The following is a 19469-nucleotide window of genomic DNA, read 5'->3' on the forward strand; positions in this document are numbered from 1 at the left end:
AGCAAAAAATTCTGCCTCAGCCTAAATAAAACAGACCGGCCTATCAGCCGGTCTTATTATTTACATCACTAAACGGCGAATATCGCTCATTAATTGCCCTACTAGGGTGATGAAGCGTGCTCCATCAGCCCCATCGATGACACGGTGGTCAAAGGACAGTGACATAGGCAGGATCAGGCGAGGAACAAACTCGCTACCGTTCCAAACAGGTTTCATTGAAGAACGTGACAGCCCCATAATAGCAACTTCTGGTGCGTTCACGATTGGTGCAAAACCGGTTGTACCGATACCACCAAGGCTAGAGATGGTGAAACATCCGCCTTGCATATCAGCCGCAGTCAGTTTACCTGCACGCGCTTTCTTAGAAACTTCCATCAGTTCACGAGATAACTCTAAAATGCCTTTTTTGTTAACGTCTTTAAAGACAGGAACAACTAAGCCATTTGGTGTATCAACCGCGATACCGATATTGATATATTTTTTCAAGAACAGACGCTGTGCATCTTCAGAAATCGAGCTGTTAAAGCGCGGCATTTCTTCCAGAGCGCGAGCAACCGCTTTCATGACAAAAACTAATGGCGTGATTTTCACGTCCAGTTTTTTCTTCTCTGCTTCTTTATTTTGTTGCTTACGGAATTCTTCAACTTCAGTGGTATCCACTTCTTCCATCAGCGTAACGTGCGGGATCATCACCCAGTTACGGCTCAGGTTTGCACCAGAGATTTTTTGGATACGACCCAGTTCGACTTCTTCAACTTCACCAAATTTGCTGTAATCAATTTTCGGCCATGGCAGCATACCTGGTAAACCGCCACCTGCCGCAGCTGGAGCTTCAGCACGTTTGACTGCATCTTTCACGTAAGCTTGAACGTCTTCACGCAGGATACGGCCTTTACGACCAGTGCCTTTTACTTTCGCCAAGTTAACACCAAACTCACGCGCTAAGCGGCGAATAACCGGTGTTGCATGAATGTATGCATCGTTCTCAACAAATTCATTTTTGCTATCAGCTGCTTTCGCAGGTGCAGAAGCTGCTGGAGCTGGCGCTGCTGCAGGTGCTGGTGCCGCTGCTTGAGCAACTGGCGCCGCAGCTGGTGCTGCACCTGCGACTTCAAAGGTCATGATCAGCGAGCCAGTTTTCACTTTGTCGCCTGCCGCAATCTTGATTTCTTTAACGGTTCCAGCAAATGGTGCAGGAACTTCCATTGATGCTTTGTCGCCTTCAACCGTAATGATTGATTGCTCAGCAGAAACGGTGTCACCCACTTTAACCATCACTTCGGTAACTTCAACTTCATCACCGCCGATATCTGGAACGTTAACATCTTTAATTGCAGAGGCTGCTGGAGCCGCTGGTGCTGCAGCTTGTGCAACTGGAGCTGCGGCTGGCGCTGCACCTGCAACTTCAAAGACCATGATCAGCGAGCCAGTTTTCACTTTGTCGCCTGTCGCAATCTTGATTTCTTTAACGGTACCTGCAAATGGTGCAGGGACTTCCATTGAAGCTTTATCGCCTTCAACGGTAATTAAAGATTGCTCCGCAGTCACGGTATCGCCAACTTTAACCATGATTTCAGTAACTTCAACTTCATCGCCACCGATATCAGGTACAGCAACCTCTTTTGACGCTGCTGCGCTTGGTGCTGCCGCAGGAGCAGCTGGCGCTTGTGCTGGAGCAGGCGCAGCTGCGCCCGCTTCTGCTTCAAAAACCATGATCAGCGAGCCAGTTTTGACTTTGTCGCCAGTCGCAATTTTAATTTCTTTTACCACACCCGCTTGTGGCGATGGGACTTCCATAGAGGCTTTATCACCTTCAACGGTAATGAGCGATTGCTCTGCTTCTACTTTGTCGCCAACTTTAACCATCACTTCGGTGACTTCAACTTCATCAGCACCGATATCTGGCACTTGGATTTCAATAGACATTGATATTTACCTCTTATGCCAAACGTGGGTTAACTTTTTCTGGGTTGATGTTGTATTTTTTAATCGCTTCTTCAACGACTTTAACATCAACTTCACCACGTTTAGCTAATTCACCTAACGCTGCTACGATGACATAGCTGGTATCCACTTCAAAGTGGTGACGCAGGTTTTCACGACTGTCAGAACGACCAAAACCATCAGTACCCAGTACACGGTAATCACTTGCAGGTACGTAAGTACGAACTTGTTCAGCAAACAGTTTCATGTAGTCAGTTGATGCAACCGCTGGCGCATCATTCATCACTTGTGCAATGTATGGAACGCGTGGTGTTGCAGATGGGTGCAGCATGTTCCAACGCTCACAATCTTGGCCATCACGCGCCAATTCAGTGAATGAAGTTACGCTGTAAACATCAGAACCGATGCCATACTCAGCAGACAGGATATCCGCCGCTTCACGAACGTGGCGCATCATTGAACCTGAACCTAATAACTGCACTTTACCTTTACTACCTTCAACAGAAGTCAGTTTGTAGATACCTTTACGGATACCCTCTTCTGCGCCTTCTGGCATTGCAGGCATGTGGTAGTTTTCGTTCAGCGTCGTGATGTAGTAGTACACGTTCTCTTGTTTCTCACCGTACATGCGCTCTAAACCGTTTTGCATAATCACAGCAACTTCATAAGCGAATGCTGGGTCATAAGAAATACAGTTAGGAATAGTCAGTGATTGAATATGGCTGTGACCATCTTCGTGTTGTAAGCCTTCACCGTTCAGCGTTGTACGACCTGAAGTACCACCAATCAGGAAGCCGCGCGCTTGTTGGTCACCCGCTGCCCACATTAAGTCACCAATACGTTGGAAACCAAACATTGAGTAGTAGATATAGAAAGGGATCATCGGCAAGTTGTTAGTGCTGTAAGATGTTGCAGCAGCTAACCAAGAAGAACCTGCACCCAGCTCGTTGATACCTTCTTGCAGGATTTGACCTTTCGAGTCTTCTTTATAGTAGGCAACTTGTTCTCTGTCTTGCGGCGTATATTGCTGACCTTTCGGGCTATAAATACCGATTTGACGGAACAGACCTTCCATACCAAATGTACGCGCTTCGTCAGCGATAATTGGCACTAAACGCTCTTTGATAGAGTTGTTTTTCAACATCACGTTCAATGCACGAACGAAAGCGATCGTGGTCGAAATTTCTTTTGATTGTTCTTCTAATAATTGGCTGAAATCTGCCAGAGCAGGGATTTCCAGTTTCTCATCAAAAGTTGCACGGCGAGCAGGTAAATAGCCACCCAGCGCTTGACGGCGCTCGTGCAGGTATTTGTACTCTTCTGAATCTTTTTCGAAAGTAATGTATGGCAGTTTTTCGATTTGCTCATCAGCCACTGGCACATTGAATTGATCACGGAAATGGCGAACGCCGTCCATGTTCATTTTCTTCACTTGGTGTGCAATGTTTTTACCTTCTGCTGTTTCGCCCATACCATAGCCTTTAATGGTTTGCGCTAAAATAACAGTTGGTTTGCCTTTGGTTTCTTTTGCTTTCGCAAATGCAGCATAGACTTTCTTCGGATCGTGACCACCACGGTTCAGTGCCCAAATCTCATCATCAGTCATATCTTTAACTAATGCAGCAGTTTCTGGGTAACGATTGAAGAAGTGCTCACGGACGTATGCGCCATCACGTGATTTAAAGGTTTGGTAGTCACCGTCTAAGGTTTCGTTCATTAATTGAACAAGTTTGCCGCTCGTGTCTTTACGCAGCAGCTCGTCCCAACGGTCGCCCCACATAACTTTGATAACTTGCCAACCAGCACCACTAAAGATGCCTTCTAATTCATTAACAATTTTGCCGTTACCTGTTACTGGGCCATCCAGACGTTGCAGGTTACAGTTGATAACGAAAACTAAGTTATCTAATTTATCGCGTGTTGCGATAGTAATTGCACCTTTAGATTCTGGCTCATCCATTTCACCATCACCTAAGAATGCATATACGCGCTGCGCAGATGTATCTTTCAGGCCACGGTTATCAAGGTATTTCAGGAACTTAGCTTGATAGATAGCGTTGATTGGGCCCAGACCCATTGATACGGTTGGGAACTGCCAGAAATCAGGCATCAATTTAGGGTGCGGATATGAAGACAGACCATTTCCACCAATTTCTTGACGGAAGTTGTTCATTTGCTCTTCAGTTAAACGGCCTTCTAAGAAAGCACGTGCATAGATTCCTGGAGAGATGTGGCCTTGGAAGAATACTAAGTCCCCGCCATCATTGTTATTATGAGCGCGGAAGAAGTGGTTGAAGCAGACTTCATACAAGGTTGCTGATGACTGGAAAGAAGCCATATGGCCGCCCAGTTCCAAGTCTTTTTTAGACGCGCGCAGAACAGTCATTACTGCGTTCCAGCGAATTGCAGAGCGAATACGGCGCTCTAAGTCCATGTTACCAGGGTATGCAGGCTCATCTTCAACAGCAATTGTGTTGATGTAATCAGAACGACCAGATGCACCAGCAGCAATACTTACGCCGCCTTTACGCGCTTCGCTTAATACCTGTTCGATAATAAACTGAGCACGATCAACACCTTCTTCACGGATGACCGATTCAATCGCCTGTAGCCAGTCGCGAGTTTCAATCGGATCCACGTCATTTTTTAACATATCTGACATGGTGTATTCCTTATCTGTTATCTATTTTATATGGTTATGTGGAGCCTATCTTCCTGCTATTTTCCCAATGTTGCTAAAACAGCGGGAAGATAGGCCCTGATGTAGTTGCCGCTTTAACTCTCTTTTAGAGCATTCACAATAATATAGACGCAGCAGTCAGGATCTATATTATTAAGTTAAATCAGGGTGTTGCTGTAAGCGCCGTAAAGAACGTTCTCTGCGAGTTTGCTCTCGACTAATATCCAATAGCAAATCTTCAATAAAGGACAGGTGACGGTGAGATGCTTCGCGCGCCTTTTCAGGCTCTCTTGCCATTATTGCTGCAAAAATTTGCGCTCTATGGGAGCTAACTGCGTTATACATCTCTTTACGGGTATACAAAAATTCAAAGTTTTGACGGATATTTTGTTCTAACATCGGGATCATACAACGCAATAGATGCAGCAAAACCACATTGTGAGCCGCTTCCGTCACAATGAGTTGATACTGAAGTACTGCATCAGATTCAGCATCTAATTCGCCGCTTTTTTGCGCTATTTCGATAAGTTCATAACTTTGACGAATACGGTCAAGATCTTCTTCAGTACCGCGAAGTGCAGCATAATAAGCCGCAATACCTTCAAGGGCATGACGAGTTTCGAGAAGATCAAATTGAGATTCAGGATTACCTTCAAGTAGTAGAGCTAAAGGGTCGCTAAAGCTTTGCCACATTTTCTTTTGTACGAAGGTTCCGCCGCCTTGGCGACGAGATAGAAGCCCTTTCGCTTCTAATGTTTGAATAGCTTCACGCACTGATGGCCTAGATACGTCAAACTGCTTTGCAAGTTCGCGTTCAGGGGGCAGCTTTTCGCCAGGGCGCAATGTCCCTTCGAAAATGAGATGTTCAAGCCGTTGCTCTATTACATCTGATAACTTTGGTTGGCGAATTTTACCGTAAGTCATAATCTGCCATATTCATTAGTGAGTAATTATTGATTACGTATTACCCAGTGTTAATTGGTAATACCAATTTGTTTATGGGCTAATAAAGTAACAAAGTATTCACTATCTGTCCATAAAGACCTTGCGCTAAATCATAAAATCCTGCAAATCTTAACAATTTTTTTTAAAATTTAGCATGTTTTGATAACTAAGTGAGCAACTAGGTAAGAGAATTTTTAACATAAAAAACAATCATTACTGCTTAAAACCAAAAGCTGAATCGTAAAACCACAAATTATACCGACTAATTATTCACTTTTTATGATTTAAAAATCAGATGCACTTATAACCTTTATATTATACTTATAACCTACATCTTTTTTGTTTCATTAATGTTAAAAATGCAATCAAAAAAAACTTAACTTAAATTTAATAAGCCCTGATTTGGCAAGATTGGTCATCTCATTTCAGTGGAATGTCAAATTTATTGAGAAGTGCCCTTTCCTATTTTCATTCTAACAAATTACCAATATAGCAATAAGAGATGTATAAGGAGCAAGAGAACTATATGACGAGTTTGCTTCATACAATTCTCTTGCCAAATAATCGATAGGGTAAGCCCTTGTAACTAGTGGTTCTCAACAAAACGCATTGATAAGTCCATTGCTTGAATGTGTTTAGTCAAAGCTCCGACTGAAATAAAATCAATACCCGTTTCGGCAAATTCCTTTATTGTTTTTAATGTCACATTACCTGAAACTTCAAGCGCAGCCTTCCCAGCGGTTAACACTACGGCCTCTTTCATCATTGTTGGTGTAAAGTTGTCTAACATGATGATATCTGCATCTGCCTTTAGCGCGAGGAGTAATTCGTCTAGGCTTTCCACTTCAATCTCAATAGGCACGTCAGGATGCGCTTGTCTGGCGAGTTCAACTGCGTTATCCACAGAACCCGCTGAAATAATATGATTTTCTTTAATTAAATATGCGTCAGAAAGACCTAAACGATGGTTAACCCCCCCACCCATAAGAACAGCATACTTCAGCGCAGTTCTTAGGCCAGGAATGGTTTTACGAGTATCAAGTAACTTAGCGCGCGTCTCTGCTATTTCTTTTACATATATTGCGGTTGCTGTCGAAACAGAGGAGAGAGTTTGAATAAAATTTAGTGCAGTCCGCTCCCCTGTTAATAAAACTTGAGATGGCCCCTGCATTTCACACAATACTTGGTTTGGTGTAACAGTATCGCCATCTTGCACTTTCCAATCAATTTTGACTTGCCCGCCTAGCTGCAGAAAGACTTCCTCGAGCCATTGCTTACCACAAAAGACGCCATTTTCCCGTGTAATTATACGGGCGGCTGCCATTGTACCTTCATTAAGTAGTTGCCCTGTAATATCTCTTTTATAGTCAACAACTTGCCCTAGATCTTCTTTTAACGCAACCGTCACCATAAAAGGGATATCAACCGCTAATCGTTCTAATAGAATGCTGCGTCTTTGCTGCTCATCATAACGTCGTATAGCCATTTCTTACTCCAAAATATGCTCTCGTCTTATTGTATCTATGCTAATCTTTCTATCCAAAGATAACGAGCCCTGACAAAAAGAAAACAGAATACTATGGATAACGAGATGAAAATACATGATGGTTGGTTAAATAATGTGACTCATATCCCCTCACCACATCATGATCAACGGCCTGATGGGGTTACCCCCTCATTGCTGGTTATCCACAATATTAGCCTTCCCCCTGGCCAATTTGGCGGGCCTTATATCAACCAATTATTTACAGGGACCTTAAACCCTCAAGAGCATCCTTTTTTTGATGAGATAAAACATCTTCGTGTTTCTGCTCATTGTTTAATTCGTCGTGATGGCTCTATCATTCAATATGTTCCTTTCCATTTACGTGCTTGGCACGCTGGGCAGTCTAGCTACCAAGGAAAAGAAAAATGCAATGACTTTTCAATAGGGATTGAGCTAGAAGGGACTGATTTTGAGCCCTTTACTGAATCACAGTACCAATCTCTCGCAATTTTAACGCAACAACTGATTACTCAATATCCATTGATTGCCCACAATATTACGGGTCATAGCAATATAGCCCCCTTGCGTAAAACCGATCCTGGTCCATTCTTTGATTGGCAATATTATAATGGCCTACTTTCATGTTAATTTAATAATATTATTAGCAATTAATAATTAATCTATTTTTTAATTGCTAATATATTTTTCAATATCCCTATTCATTTTATTCACACACTTATTTTTCTTTAATTAAAAGCATAAAACAAACCAAAATTAATGATAAATTATATTTTGCGAAGCGGCTCGAAAAAAAATGTAATAACTAATCATTTTCTTTATTTATCTACAAAGCGCTTCGCAATATCATTTACTCTAAATAAAATCTCTAGAAAATACGCTTTATGCTAGAGCCTCACTTAACAAAGGAGGTTTTATCATGCGTCAACAAGGATTTTCACTTATCGAAATAATGGTAGTCATTGCAATCATATCTATACTTGGTGTTATTGCTATTCCTAGTTATCAAAGTTATATGCAAAAAGCGGCAATGACCGATGTCCTTCAAACCATTTTACCTTACAAAAATAGCGTTGAAATATGCCACTTTAACTTTGGTAGCCTATCTCAATGTGATAGTGGAAATGACAACATTCCAAATAATGTATCAGGGAAACACATCAAAACTATTGATGTAAAAGCAGGTGTTATAAAACTTAGTGGAGATAAAACGTTATCGGACCTTAATATATCCCTAACACCTATTCCCACTACAAATAACACACCATTTAAATGGAATGTTATATGCGAAGTAAAAAATAATGCAAATTTAAAATCTTTATGTGAAAAGACGTTTAGTTTTTAATTAAGGACAATTATGAACACAACGAAAGACAACCAATTTATCTATAAAGAACTGAAAAAACTATGCGATAAACACTATATTATTATCGTCGATTATAATCAGAAGCGATTATCAATCGCTACGGTTAAAAAGCCCGATGATAACCTTATGGCAACTCTAAAATTTATTGCTAGCGTACCTGTTTGTTATGACATCTGGCCTAAAGAAAAAATTGACCATTATTTCAATAGTGCAATACATCAAATCAAAGAGGAGATTGTTCTTTATCAGCCTAAAGAGACGGAGTCATTAGACATAACATCCCCTGCTGTTGATTTTGTTGAGAATTTACTTAGAACTGCGATTCATAAGCGCTCATCCGATATTCACCTTGAGCCATCGAAACAAGGTTTAAAAATTAGGATCCGTGTTGATGGAAAACTTTACTTTCTTCCCTCCGCCCCATACGAAATCCACAATGAAATTATTGCACGGTTAAAAATACTTTCCAAAATGAATATTGCGGAAAAAAGGCGTCCACAAGATGGGCAAATGAATTGGTATTTTGATGGGCAAAATTACAGTATTCGCCTTTCTAGTATCCCCACCTTATATGGTGAAAAACTCGTATTAAGAATTCTTAATACCCAATTAAAATATTCATTAGAGCACATAGGGATGTGCTCTTCCCTTCTAGACTCATTAAAAAAATCCTTAAATCAGCCGCAAGGCCTAATTTTAGTAACAGGGCCTACAGGCAGTGGCAAAACGGTGACTTTATATAGTGCCTTAGAATTTCTAAATCAATCTTCTCGAAATATTTCAACAATAGAGGATCCCATAGAAATTCCTTTACACGGAATAAATCAAATACAAGTTCATGAAAAATCCGAGCTTAGTTTTTCTTTTATTCTTAGAGCACTATTACGTCAAGACCCTGATATTATAATGATCGGTGAAATAAGGGATGAAGTAACAGCCCAAATAGCTACTCGTGCAGCACAAACAGGGCATTTAGTTTTATCAACACTGCATACCAATTGTACTGTAAGCGCTATTGAACGTATGGTGCAGCTTGGTGTAGAAAAAAAACAACTTATGTCTTGCTTAAAAATGGTAATAGCCCAAAGATTGGTGCGTAAATTATGTCCTAAATGTAAAATACCTGCGCCATCAAAAACTCAGCTAAATAACCTGCTAACGATTAACGAGTGGAAATCTAAGGGCTGTGAGCACTGCTTTTCTGGCTTTATGGGAAGAACCGCTGTTTATGAGTACATTGACCAGCAAATAATTCAAGATATACCGGAGCAGAAAGGTAGCAACAGTGTAAATTTTGAGCGCCTTTTTCAAGCGGGTATCAAACTCATTGAGTCAGGAGAAACAACGTTACAAGAAATTTATGCCGTTGTTGGTATCGAGGGGGCATGAAATGTTCATTTATTCGTATGTTGCACTCAATGCTCACAACCAGATAATTAAAGATACTTTGATAGCAAAAAATAAAAGAAAAGCTTTTATTATCATTACGCAAAAAAACTTAACTCCCTTACGAATTAATTTCAAAGCTATTTTTACTTTAAGCAAAAAAAATATTAACTACCGAATACTTTTCTTTCATCAATTAGGCGCCTTAACCTCATCAGGGATAACACTGGTACAAAGCTTAAAAATACTATCAGAAAATAGCCACCTTCCTTTTTGGGATGGATTTATTAACAATTTGATTCTGCATATTGAAAAAGGAGAGCTTTTTTCTGATTTTTTAAAAAATTACCCGCAAATTTTCAATAGCACAATTATTAGTCTTATTCTTGTTGCAGAGAAAACGGGAAAATATGATGAAAATTTCAATACGATTAGTTTTATGTTAGAGCATCATGAAAGGACAATGCGATTACTCAAAAAATCATTACGCTATCCATTTACGCTTTGTCTATTTTCAGGAGGGTTGCTATTCATTTTATTTTTATATGTAATTCCACAATTTAAAAGTATATATGATAGTTTTCAGCATGATTTACCACTAATAACCACCACCATGATTTATATATCTGACTTTATCGAAAAAAAATACACTTATTTTTTGTTGTATGTTGCTATTAGCTTTATCGTTATATTTAAAATAAAGCAAAATTTAACCCCATACCTATATAATGTCTTATTACATACCCCTATACTTAAGGATTTAATCAAATACTACCACCTAAATTTATATTTTCTAGTAATATCATCAACATATAAAAATGGTCTTCCATTGATTGATTGTTTGCGCTGTACAATAAAAACAATCAATTATGTACAATACAAACAAGATTGTGAAAATATTCTATCTGCTGTTCTTAGAGGTAGCTCACTGTCTAACGCAATGAAAGAAACAACTTTATTTCCTAATTTAGTCGTTCAATTAATCGCGATTGCTGAAGAGTCAGGTAAACTTCAATACTTTACGAATTATTTGTCTAATTATTATACAGATCAATATATGCTATTTATCGAGAGAAAAATTAAAAGCCTTGAGCCTATACTTCTTCTAGGTATCTCTTTGTTGGTTGGCATAATTATGTTAGCTATGTACCTACCAATATTTAACTTAGGAAACGTCATTACAGGCTTATAATTCGTAGATAATGCAACTTATATCATTAACATACTATAACCATATAAAATCATGTTTAATAAGTATTTTTAACTATTTCAGTTACATTAATTTGAATGAAGACAAATGGGTAATTTCAGTGTAATCTATTTTTATCTCCAATAGGTGAACGAATAATTTTATGCCTTATATAGTTGCTCTAACAGGTGGAATAGGAAGTGGTAAGACTACCGTTGCAAATGAATTTGCTAAACTCGGAGTCCCGCTTGTCGATGCTGATGTAATTTCTCGTCAGGTTGTTGAGCCTAATACTCCTGCTTTTGCGGCTATCATATCGCATTTTGGTAATGGAATAGTCTCTAAAGAGGGAGCTTTAAATAGAGATCTCTTAAGAGAAATTATTTTTTCAAATTCCGATGAGAAAAAATGGCTAAATGCCCTTCTTCATCCATTAATTCAACAAGAAACACAAAAACAGCTCAAGCAAGCTATTTATCCATATGTCCTGTGGGTTGTTCCTTTATTAATTGAAAACAACATTTCTCATTTAGCAAATAGAGTATTAGTTGTAGATGTTACTCCTGAAGAACAAATTCAACGCACAATAAAAAGAGATAATATAAGTCTCGAACAGGTTAAAAATATATTAAAAGCACAAGTTAGTCGCGAAAAACGATTATCTTATGCTGATGATGTTATTACAAACCATACTAATGACACCAGCATTCAAGACAAGGTAGCAAATCTTCACAATCAGTATTTGACATTAGCAAAAATAAAAACATAGGAATTAAAATGGGCGAACTAGCAGCTACAAATTTTATCACTTATGAATATCCAATGAATGAAAAGATCCGTTCTTGGTTGCGCCTTGAAACTCTTTTGTCTCAAATTTATGAGCTCAGCAATATCACCTCCTACTCTTCCGGTATCGCCTTCTTCCGTTCTGTCTCAGAACTTATTGAAATCCTTGATAGAGGCGAAGTTCGTTCAGATCTTATCAAAGAGCTTGAAAAGCAACGCACACGTTTATCAAATTGGGCTAGTGATCCGAATGCTGATAACCAGCTAATTAGCTCATTATTGTCAGATTTATCAGCAAAAATTTCTCGTTTAATGTCAGCACCTCGCTTTGGCCATCATTTACGAACAGATAAAATCATCAGTATGGTTCGTCAACGCTTAAGCATTCCCGGTGGTTGCTGCAGTTTCGATTTACCTACATTACAACTATGGCTAAATGTCCCACAAAGTGAGCGTGATAAAGCTATCAGCGGTTGGCTCCAAAGTCTCGACCCACTTAATGATGCTTTAAAAACAGTTCTGTCATTGATTCGCCAAGCAGGAACGTTTGAAAGCAAAGAATCCTATAATGGCTTTTACCAAGATAGTGTTGAAGGCAAAGAATTGCTCCGCATAAAATTACCCGCTGAAAACTTTATTTACCCACAAATTTCAGGTCATAAAACACGCTTTGCTTTACGTTTCCTGCATATAGATAGCGAGAATGGTATACTCCCTGATATGATCCGTTTTGAATTATCTTGCTGTTAAAGTAGAGAAATGTTTTATGAGTGAAATTATTGAAGTTAACTGCCCAACATGTCAAAAAGTTGTGATTTGGAATGAAGCTAGCCCTTTTCGACCTTTTTGTAGCAAGCGCTGCCAATTAATTGATCTTGGTGAATGGGCGAGTGAAGAGAAACGCATTGCTAGTCAGAGTGACATTTCTGAAAGTGATGACTGGAGTGAGCAACCCGATAATTGATTGTGAATTTCTCATAAAGTGGAAAATGTAAATCAGCTTTAATTTTGTATATTTTCCACTTTATTTTCAATATATTATCGTGTCAGCATATCAACAATAATACGATTCGCAGGCGGAAATTCATCGGCTATCAATGCTTTTTGCTCTACCCAACGCGAATCCTGCCCCTCTTTTCCATAAGGCTCGTTATCCCACGCAGACACAATAAAGAAATAAAGCGTAATAATTCTATCTTCAAACTCATGATCTACACGGTGAAATTGTTCATATTCAGTGACAATAATCCCTACTTCTTCCTCAAGTTCACGAATTAATGCAGCCTCAGGTAATTCATCTTGTTCTAATTTTCCGCCGGGAAACTCCCAAAACCCTGCCATGTGAGTCCCTTCAGGGCGTTTAGTAATAAAAATGTGTTGCTGTGAATTACGAATAACTCCAGCGGCAATGTGCAGATGTTTTTTTTCCATAATTTTTTCGTCAAAAAGGCGGGTTACCCCGCCTATTATTTAGTTATATAAATTTAAAGATCGATTAGTTTAAGCGACCATGGCATTGTTTATATTTCTTACCTGAACCACAAGGGCATGGATCATTACGGCCAATTTTATGGCCTTCTGTTGCCATTTTAGCTTCAGTTTCTGTCATTAAAGACTCAGCGCCCGTTTCATGGCTCAGCTGTTGTCTTTTTGCTAAACGTTCTGCTTCTTCACGGCGTTGTTGCTCTAACGCTTCAACTTCTTCTGGCAAACGAACTTGAACCTTAGATAAGGTACTAATTACTTCATATTTCAAGGCTTCAAGCATATTAGCGAACATACTGAATGATTCACGTTTATATTCTTGTTTTGGATCTTTTTGCGCGTAGCCACGTAAGTGAATGCCTTGGCGTAAGTAATCCATTGAAGCCAAATGCTCTTTCCATAAGGTATCTAATGTTTGTAACATGACACCTTTTTCGAAGTTACGCATCGCTTCTGCGCCAACAATTTCTTCTTTACGCGCATAGATTTCAACCGCTTTTTGCATGATACGCTCGCGTAGAGTTTCTTCATGCAGCTCTGGTTCTTTATCCAGCCACTCTTTCATTGGCAGATCAAGGTCAAAATCATTAACTAAACGCTGATGCAAACCTTCGATATCCCACATTTCCTCTAATGATTGAGGTGGAATATATGCATCCATTGTGGTAGTAAATACGTCTTCACGAATGCTATCAACCGTTTCTTTAATATCGCCACCGTCGAGCAATTCATTACGCTGGGTATAAATAGCACGGCGTTGATCACTCGCAACATCATCATATTCAAGTAATTGTTTACGAATATCAAAGTTACGACTTTCAACTTTACGTTGTGCGTTCGCAATCGCTTTAGTGACCCATGGGTGCTCAATGGCTTCACCCGGTTTCATACCGAGTTTTTTCATCATACCTGTAACACGGTCAGAGGCGAAGATACGCATCAAAGCATCTTCCATCGATAAGTAGAAACGTGAAGAACCCGCATCCCCTTGACGACCCGCACGACCACGTAACTGGTTATCGATACGGCGTGATTCATGACGCTCTGTACCAATAATATGTAAGCCACCCGCAGCTAAAACCGCATCATGGCGCACTTTCCAATTAGCTTTGATTTCATCAATTTGCTCTTGCGTTGGCTCTTCTAATGCAGCAACTTCCGTCTGCCAGCTTCCCCCTAACATGATATCGGTACCACGACCTGCCATGTTAGTTGCAATAGTAACTGCGCCTGCTTGACCCGCATTTGCGATGATATCCGCTTCCATTGCGTGGAATTTTGCATTCAGAACGTTATGGTTAATTTTGGCTTTTTTCAGTGCATTCGAGATAAGCTCTGATTTCTCGATAGAGATTGTACCAACTAGAACAGGCTGACCATTTGATGTTCTTTCACGGATATCTTCAATAATTGCCGTAAATTTATCAGCTTCGTTCATGTAAACGAGGTCAGGCAAATCTTTACGCACCATTGGGCGGTTCGTTGGAATAACAATGGTATCTAACTTATAAATCGAGCTAAATTCAAATGCTTCAGTATCCGCTGTACCCGTCATACCCGCCAATTTTTCATATAGACGGAAATAATTCTGGAATGTAATCGACGCTAAGGTTTGGTTCTCATTTTGAATTTCAACGCCTTCTTTAGCTTCAACCGCTTGGTGTAAGCCATCTGACCAGCGACGACCTTCCATTGTACGACCTGTATGCTCGTCAACAATAACGATTTGGCCATCTTTAACAATGTAGTCAACATCTAAGGTGAACAGCGCATGCGCACGTAAACCTGCCATTACGTGGTGCATAAGCATAATGTTTGCTGGTGAATATAACGACTCACCTTCATCCATTAAGCCTTCTTTCGCCAGAAGTTCTTCAATTAACACCAGACCGCGTTCGGTGATAGTGACTTGGCGTGATTTTTCATCAACAGAGAAATGACCTTCACCTTGGAACGTATCAGAGTCTTCTTTTTCTTGGCGTTGCAGATGTGGAATGAGTTTATCCACTTTTTGGTAAAGTTCTGAGCTGTCTTCTGCGGGGCCTGAAATGATAAGTGGTGTACGCGCTTCATCAATAAGAATTGAGTCGACCTCATCCACTAATGCATAGTGAAGTTTACGCTGCACACGCTCTTCAGGGCTGAATGCCATGTTGTCACGTAAGTAGTCGAAACCAAATTCGTTGTTAGTACCATAAGTAATATCTGCGGCGTAAGCTTCACGCTTCGCAGGCGGTGCCATACCCGGTAAGTTGATACCAACAGTTAAACCTAAAAATTCAAATAATGGGCGGTTATTTTCCGCATCACGTTTTGCTAAGTAGTCATTCACCGTTACGACGTGGACACCTTTGCCCGTTAATGCGTTGATATAAGCTGGTAATGTCGCAGTTAATGTTTTACCCTCACCTGTACGCATTTCTGCGATACAACGTTCATTCAGTACCATCCCACCGATTAACTGTACATCAAAGTGACGCATACCAAAAACACGACGGCTGGCTTCACGCACGGTCGCAAATGCTTCTGGAATAATGCTTTCTAGGCTCTCACCTTTCGCTAAACGCTCGCGAAATTCAACTGTTTTGGCTTTTAACTCATCGTCTGATAACTTTTCAAAATCAGGCTCTAGACGGTTAATTTTTTCCACTTCTTTGCGCAGTCTACGCAGAGTACGATCATTACGGCTACCAAATACTTTGGTCAAAATTTTAGTTAACATACTTTTAATCTCATTAAATCAATAAGTTATTTTTTTCATAAATTTAAGGCGCAGATTTTCTCAACATTGAATTGATAAATCTATTAAGAGATCAAGCAGTTAATGGACCAGCACGGATGCCATGTACTTGTGCAACCCAAATCGCAGGTTGGTAGGTAATGAAGTGAGGGTAAATATAATGACTGACTAGCACTGTGCTTTCATGCGTTTGAAGCGAACGCTGTGCCAACATGGCATAGAGCGTATCTAGCATCAACTGTGGTGCAATAAGCTGTTCTGATTCTTCTTTTGCAGTTGCTACGTCATCATCTTCATTGGCAGAAAAAGCAAAGGTGAGCTGGCGAATAACATTGCGCACCGCATGTTGCTGCCAATAATTAACCGAGTATGATGATGAGGAAGAAGAACGCTGAGAATTTTGCTGCGCAAACAAGTTATCGAAAGCATTAACCGCTTGGTTTTGGCGGTTTGCAGGCGATGAGCTAACTTGCGTAAGCTGAGATTCAGAAAGGGCATTTAAAATTGTAGGCAAGCCGACACCCGTGGCAACCACACCTAATAGTAGGTGGGACCAAAAGTATTTTCTACCAAGTTGTCGCCAAAAATTTAAAATGCCCATTAAACTCTTATATAATGAATACGTGACAATATTATTATCTGTACATTAGTTTTCATCATTGTTAGCCGGAGCCACAAATGAGAGATAGTCATCCACAAGCACTTTTCGATGTTCTTGAGGGATCATTGGCAAATTCATCAAATACTTTACAAACTATTCAGCGAAATGCGAAAGCTATTATCAAGCTGAACCGCGCTGTAAAGGGCTTATTGCCGGCTGAAGTTAAGCCAATGTGCCGTGTTGCAAACTACCGTAATAATATTATGGTCATTGAAGTAGCAAATGCCAGTTGGATGACCCGTCTTAATTACGAAAAATTAAACCTACTTTCCGCATTAAGAACATCTATTCTACCATCATTATCGTCTATCGACATCAGAATCAATCCCGATTTAATGCGAAAACCTAAACAAAATAGTTCACTAACTAACCGAACAGTCGCATCAACACAAAAAATGAACGAAAGGCAGATAAGCACACAAACAGCACAAGCATTATTGAAATTGGCAGAAAATAGCCCGAAAGGATTAAAAGAAAGGTTTGAGCGGCTGGCTGCACTAGCCGGAGAGAGTACTAGTGCAACCAACAGAAAGCGCTAACCCAGTTTTGGGCTAGCCGCATAATAATTATGCGTATACAGCTGAAGGCGCTTTGAATGCCACAGGCAGTTCAGCTTCATCTTCAAAGGTGACCAGATCCCAAGCTGATTCTTTCGCAAGAACCGCTTGCAGAAGTTTGTTATTCAGTGCGTGGCCAGATTTGAACGCAGTGAATGCGCCAATAATGTTGTGCCCACACATAAATAAGTCACCAATTGCATCCAACATTTTGTGACGAACGAATTCATCTTCAAAACGTAAGCCATCTTCATTGAGGACTTTATAGTCATCAACAACGATAGCACAGTCGAAACTACCGCCTAAGCATAAGCCTTGGGATTGCAGATATTCGATATCACGCATAAAACCAAATGTACGTGCACGGCTGATTTGGTTCACAAATGACTCCGCAGAGAAATCAAGTGAATAGCGCTGAGTGCTGCTATCAATCGCCGGGTGTTGGAAATCGATAGTGAAATCCAGACTGAAACCATTATAAGGTCTCATTTCTGCCCACTTATCGCCATCTTCAACACGAACAGTTTCTTTAATACGTAAAAATTTCTTCGCACAATTCAATTCTTCAATACCGCCATCTAGCAGTAAGAAAACAAACGGTGCAGCACTGCCATCCATAATTGGGATTTCAGGCGCATTGACTTCAATAACAATGTTATCAATACCTAACCCTGCTAATGCAGCATTCAAATGCTCAACAGTCGAAATACGTACGTTATCTTCATTGACTAAGCAAGTACATAACATGGTATCACGAACTGATTTCGCATCTGCCGGAAAATCAACCGGTGGATTAAGGTCAGTACGACGGTAGATGACCCCGGTGTTTGCCGGCGCTGGACGTAAAGTCAGCGTAACTTTTTTGCCGGTATGTAAACCAACACCAGTCGCTGTAATAATACGTTTTAATGTCCGTTGTTTGATCATCGTCTATTTCTCGCAATGTTATAAGTCCTACTGATCATCATACAAGATAATCAGTAGGAAATTTTAGCACAAAAAGCGGAGAATCCAATATAAATAAAATTAATCGGCCTGCTTACGCAAGAACGCAGGAATATCGAGATAATCTGGTTCTTTGTTTGTTTGCGTATTTTGGTCATTGACCGCTTTAGCCGCTGCTGGTTTCTCTTCGGTTAATGAAGACATGCTATTTTGCATTTGCTGATAGCGTTGCTCCATTGACGCTTGCTGTGACATTTTATTGCTAACTAAGGTAATTTCAGGACGTTTGTCCATACCAATACCTGTTGCAACAACTGTAACACGCAGCTCTTCGTGCATTTCTGGGTCGAGAGAAGTACCGATTACCACAGTCGCATTATCAGATGCGAATGCACGGATAGTGTTACCTACCGTTTCAAACTCATCTAAACGCAGGTCGAAACCAGCGGTGATGTTGACTAACACACCACGAGCGCCTGACAGGTCGATGTCTTCCAGTAATGGGCTAGAAATTGCCATTTCAGCAGCTTCTTCGGCTCTATCTTCACCGCGTGCCACACCAGAACCCATCATCGCGTAGCCCATTTCTGACATAACAGTACGCACGTCAGCAAAGTCCACGTTCATTAAACCTGGGCGAGTAATCAGTTCTGCGATACCCTGTACTGCACCTTTAAGTACGTCGTTTGCCGCACCAAAAGCATCCAGTAATGAGATACCACGACCAAGAACTTTTAATAATTTGTCATTTGGGATAGTGATCAGTGAGTCTACGTGTTTTGATAACTCAGTGATACCCGCTTCTGCAAATGCCATACGTTTTTTGCCTTCAAAGTTGAAAGGCTTAGTCACGACTGCAACTGTCAGAATACCCAATTCTTTAGCCACTTCGGCAACGACCGGAGCCGCACCAGTGCCTGTACCACCGCCCATACCCGCAGCGATGAAGACCATGTCCGCGCCATCTAATGCATTACGTAGCGCTTCGCGGTCTTCTTCTGCGGCATTGCGGCCGACTTCAGGGTTTGCACCTGCACCCAGACCTTTTGTAATACCGGTACCGATCTGGATAGTTTGTCCAACTGCGGTTTTACGCAGTGCCTGTGCGTCCGTGTTGACGGCGAAGAACTCAACGCCTTCAATACGCTCACGCACCATGTGTTCAACGGCATTACCGCCGCCGCCACCAACGCCGATGACTTTAATCACCGCATCGTTAGTTAGCTCCATTGGTTCAAACATAATGTCTCTCCGTTTTGTGCTTACTACTTTCGAAGCTAA

The 19469-nt window shown here is 40.5% G+C and carries 17 protein-coding genes; 8 read left to right on the forward strand and 9 right to left on the reverse strand.

The window, feature by feature from the left end; genetic code table 11:
• Nucleotides 1-60 precede the first annotated feature (60 nt).
• The 4 genes from aceF to nadC form a co-directional block, all read right to left on the reverse strand.
• Nucleotides 61-1926 carry a pyruvate dehydrogenase complex dihydrolipoyllysine-residue acetyltransferase gene (aceF, locus tag AC4IFO_RS08885; protein WP_490733590.1) on the reverse strand — a complete coding sequence of 622 codons (1866 nt, stop codon included), beginning with the start codon at nt 1924-1926 and terminating at the stop codon, nt 61-63.
• 13 nt (nt 1927-1939) lie between these two features.
• On the reverse strand, nt 1940-4606 hold the full coding sequence (gene aceE / locus AC4IFO_RS08890) for a pyruvate dehydrogenase (acetyl-transferring), homodimeric type (RefSeq protein WP_490733591.1): 2667 nt from the start codon (nt 4604-4606) through the stop codon (nt 1940-1942).
• Between the two features lie 171 nt (nt 4607-4777).
• Complete coding sequence (gene pdhR, locus AC4IFO_RS08895) at nt 4778-5548, reverse strand: pyruvate dehydrogenase complex transcriptional repressor PdhR (protein WP_490733592.1); 771 nt, start codon at nt 5546-5548, stop codon at nt 4778-4780.
• Nucleotides 5549-6155: 607 nt separating this feature from the next.
• Nucleotides 6156-7055 carry a carboxylating nicotinate-nucleotide diphosphorylase gene (gene nadC, locus AC4IFO_RS08900; RefSeq protein WP_490733594.1) on the reverse strand — a complete coding sequence of 300 codons (900 nt, stop codon included), beginning with the start codon at nt 7053-7055 and terminating at the stop codon, nt 6156-6158.
• Nucleotides 7056-7160: 105 nt separating this feature from the next.
• Between nadC and ampD the strand changes: the two genes are divergently transcribed.
• The 7 genes from ampD to yacG all read left to right on the forward strand — a co-directional run bounded on the left by ampD (nt 7161) and on the right by yacG (nt 12764).
• Nucleotides 7161-7703 carry a 1,6-anhydro-N-acetylmuramyl-L-alanine amidase AmpD gene (ampD, locus tag AC4IFO_RS08905; protein ID WP_490733596.1) on the forward strand — a complete coding sequence of 181 codons (543 nt, stop codon included), beginning with the start codon at nt 7161-7163 and terminating at the stop codon, nt 7701-7703.
• A 289-nt stretch (nt 7704-7992) separates the two neighbouring features.
• Nucleotides 7993-8418 (forward strand): prepilin peptidase-dependent pilin, encoded by a 426-nt coding sequence (gene ppdD / locus AC4IFO_RS08910; protein ID WP_490733598.1) that lies wholly within the window; start codon nt 7993-7995, stop codon nt 8416-8418.
• Between the two features lie 12 nt (nt 8419-8430).
• Entirely contained in the window at nt 8431-9828 is a 1398-nt protein-coding gene (locus tag AC4IFO_RS08915) for an ATPase, T2SS/T4P/T4SS family (protein WP_490733600.1), read from the forward strand.
• A 1-nt stretch (nt 9829) separates the two neighbouring features.
• Nucleotides 9830-11017: a type II secretion system F family protein gene (locus AC4IFO_RS08920; RefSeq protein ID WP_490733602.1), complete on the forward strand. Its 1188-nt coding sequence runs from the start codon at nt 9830-9832 to the stop codon at nt 11015-11017.
• Between the two features lie 160 nt (nt 11018-11177).
• Nucleotides 11178-11783: a dephospho-CoA kinase gene (coaE, locus tag AC4IFO_RS08925; protein ID WP_490733604.1), complete on the forward strand. Its 606-nt coding sequence runs from the start codon at nt 11178-11180 to the stop codon at nt 11781-11783.
• 8 nt (nt 11784-11791) lie between these two features.
• Nucleotides 11792-12550 (forward strand): cell division protein ZapD, encoded by a 759-nt coding sequence (zapD, locus tag AC4IFO_RS08930; RefSeq protein WP_490733606.1) that lies wholly within the window; start codon nt 11792-11794, stop codon nt 12548-12550.
• 16 nt (nt 12551-12566) lie between these two features.
• The gene (yacG, locus tag AC4IFO_RS08935) at nt 12567-12764 is read left to right on the forward strand and encodes a DNA gyrase inhibitor YacG (RefSeq protein WP_490733608.1); all 198 of its coding nucleotides are present in this window, start codon (nt 12567-12569) and stop codon (nt 12762-12764) included.
• A 74-nt stretch (nt 12765-12838) separates the two neighbouring features.
• Here the strand turns inward: yacG and mutT are convergent, their stop codons facing one another.
• The 3 genes from mutT to secM all read right to left on the reverse strand — a co-directional run bounded on the left by mutT (nt 12839) and on the right by secM (nt 16626).
• Complete coding sequence (gene mutT / locus AC4IFO_RS08940; protein ID WP_490733610.1) at nt 12839-13231, reverse strand: 8-oxo-dGTP diphosphatase MutT; 393 nt, start codon at nt 13229-13231, stop codon at nt 12839-12841.
• 64 nt (nt 13232-13295) lie between these two features.
• Entirely contained in the window at nt 13296-16007 is a 2712-nt protein-coding gene (gene secA / locus AC4IFO_RS08945) for a preprotein translocase subunit SecA (protein WP_219246532.1), read from the reverse strand.
• Nucleotides 16008-16098: 91 nt separating this feature from the next.
• Nucleotides 16099-16626 (reverse strand): secA translation cis-regulator SecM, encoded by a 528-nt coding sequence (gene secM, locus AC4IFO_RS08950; protein ID WP_490733613.1) that lies wholly within the window; start codon nt 16624-16626, stop codon nt 16099-16101.
• 77 nt (nt 16627-16703) lie between these two features.
• Here secM and AC4IFO_RS08955 point away from each other — a divergent pair, with 77 nt between their 5' ends.
• Nucleotides 16704-17225: a DUF721 domain-containing protein gene (locus AC4IFO_RS08955; protein WP_490733615.1), complete on the forward strand. Its 522-nt coding sequence runs from the start codon at nt 16704-16706 to the stop codon at nt 17223-17225.
• Between the two features lie 27 nt (nt 17226-17252).
• On the opposite strand, the gene lpxC is transcribed toward AC4IFO_RS08955, so the two are convergent.
• Together lpxC and ftsZ are read right to left on the reverse strand one after the other, a co-directional pair.
• The gene (gene lpxC / locus AC4IFO_RS08960) at nt 17253-18170 is read right to left on the reverse strand and encodes a UDP-3-O-acyl-N-acetylglucosamine deacetylase (RefSeq protein WP_206082693.1); all 918 of its coding nucleotides are present in this window, start codon (nt 18168-18170) and stop codon (nt 17253-17255) included.
• A 99-nt stretch (nt 18171-18269) separates the two neighbouring features.
• Nucleotides 18270-19430: a cell division protein FtsZ gene (gene ftsZ / locus AC4IFO_RS08965; protein ID WP_206082694.1), complete on the reverse strand. Its 1161-nt coding sequence runs from the start codon at nt 19428-19430 to the stop codon at nt 18270-18272.
• Nucleotides 19431-19469 lie beyond the last annotated feature (39 nt).

The organism is Providencia sp. UF-224, from assembly GCF_058245955.1.

Coding starts and splice junctions, on each gene's coding strand:
- secM (WP_490733613.1), bottom strand. CDS start 16,626: ATGGGCATTTTAAATTTTTGGCGACAACTTGGTAGAAAATACTTTTGG.
- secA (WP_219246532.1), bottom strand. CDS start 16,007: ATGTTAACTAAAATTTTGACCAAAGTATTTGGTAGCCGTAATGATCGT.
- aceF (WP_490733590.1), bottom strand. CDS start 1,926: ATGTCTATTGAAATCCAAGTGCCAGATATCGGTGCTGATGAAGTTGAA.
- nadC (WP_490733594.1), bottom strand. CDS start 7,055: ATGGCTATACGACGTTATGATGAGCAGCAAAGACGCAGCATTCTATTA.
- ampD (WP_490733596.1), top strand. CDS start 7,161: ATGAAAATACATGATGGTTGGTTAAATAATGTGACTCATATCCCCTCA.
- zapD (WP_490733606.1), top strand. CDS start 11,792: ATGGGCGAACTAGCAGCTACAAATTTTATCACTTATGAATATCCAATG.
- AC4IFO_RS08920 (WP_490733602.1), top strand. CDS start 9,830: ATGTTCATTTATTCGTATGTTGCACTCAATGCTCACAACCAGATAATT.
- aceE (WP_490733591.1), bottom strand. CDS start 4,606: ATGTCAGATATGTTAAAAAATGACGTGGATCCGATTGAAACTCGCGAC.
- yacG (WP_490733608.1), top strand. CDS start 12,567: ATGAGTGAAATTATTGAAGTTAACTGCCCAACATGTCAAAAAGTTGTG.
- lpxC (WP_206082693.1), bottom strand. CDS start 18,170: ATGATCAAACAACGGACATTAAAACGTATTATTACAGCGACTGGTGTT.
- AC4IFO_RS08955 (WP_490733615.1), top strand. CDS start 16,704: ATGAGAGATAGTCATCCACAAGCACTTTTCGATGTTCTTGAGGGATCA.
- coaE (WP_490733604.1), top strand. CDS start 11,178: ATGCCTTATATAGTTGCTCTAACAGGTGGAATAGGAAGTGGTAAGACT.
- pdhR (WP_490733592.1), bottom strand. CDS start 5,548: ATGACTTACGGTAAAATTCGCCAACCAAAGTTATCAGATGTAATAGAG.
- ppdD (WP_490733598.1), top strand. CDS start 7,993: ATGCGTCAACAAGGATTTTCACTTATCGAAATAATGGTAGTCATTGCA.
- ftsZ (WP_206082694.1), bottom strand. CDS start 19,430: ATGTTTGAACCAATGGAGCTAACTAACGATGCGGTGATTAAAGTCATC.
- mutT (WP_490733610.1), bottom strand. CDS start 13,231: ATGGAAAAAAAACATCTGCACATTGCCGCTGGAGTTATTCGTAATTCA.
- AC4IFO_RS08915 (WP_490733600.1), top strand. CDS start 8,431: ATGAACACAACGAAAGACAACCAATTTATCTATAAAGAACTGAAAAAA.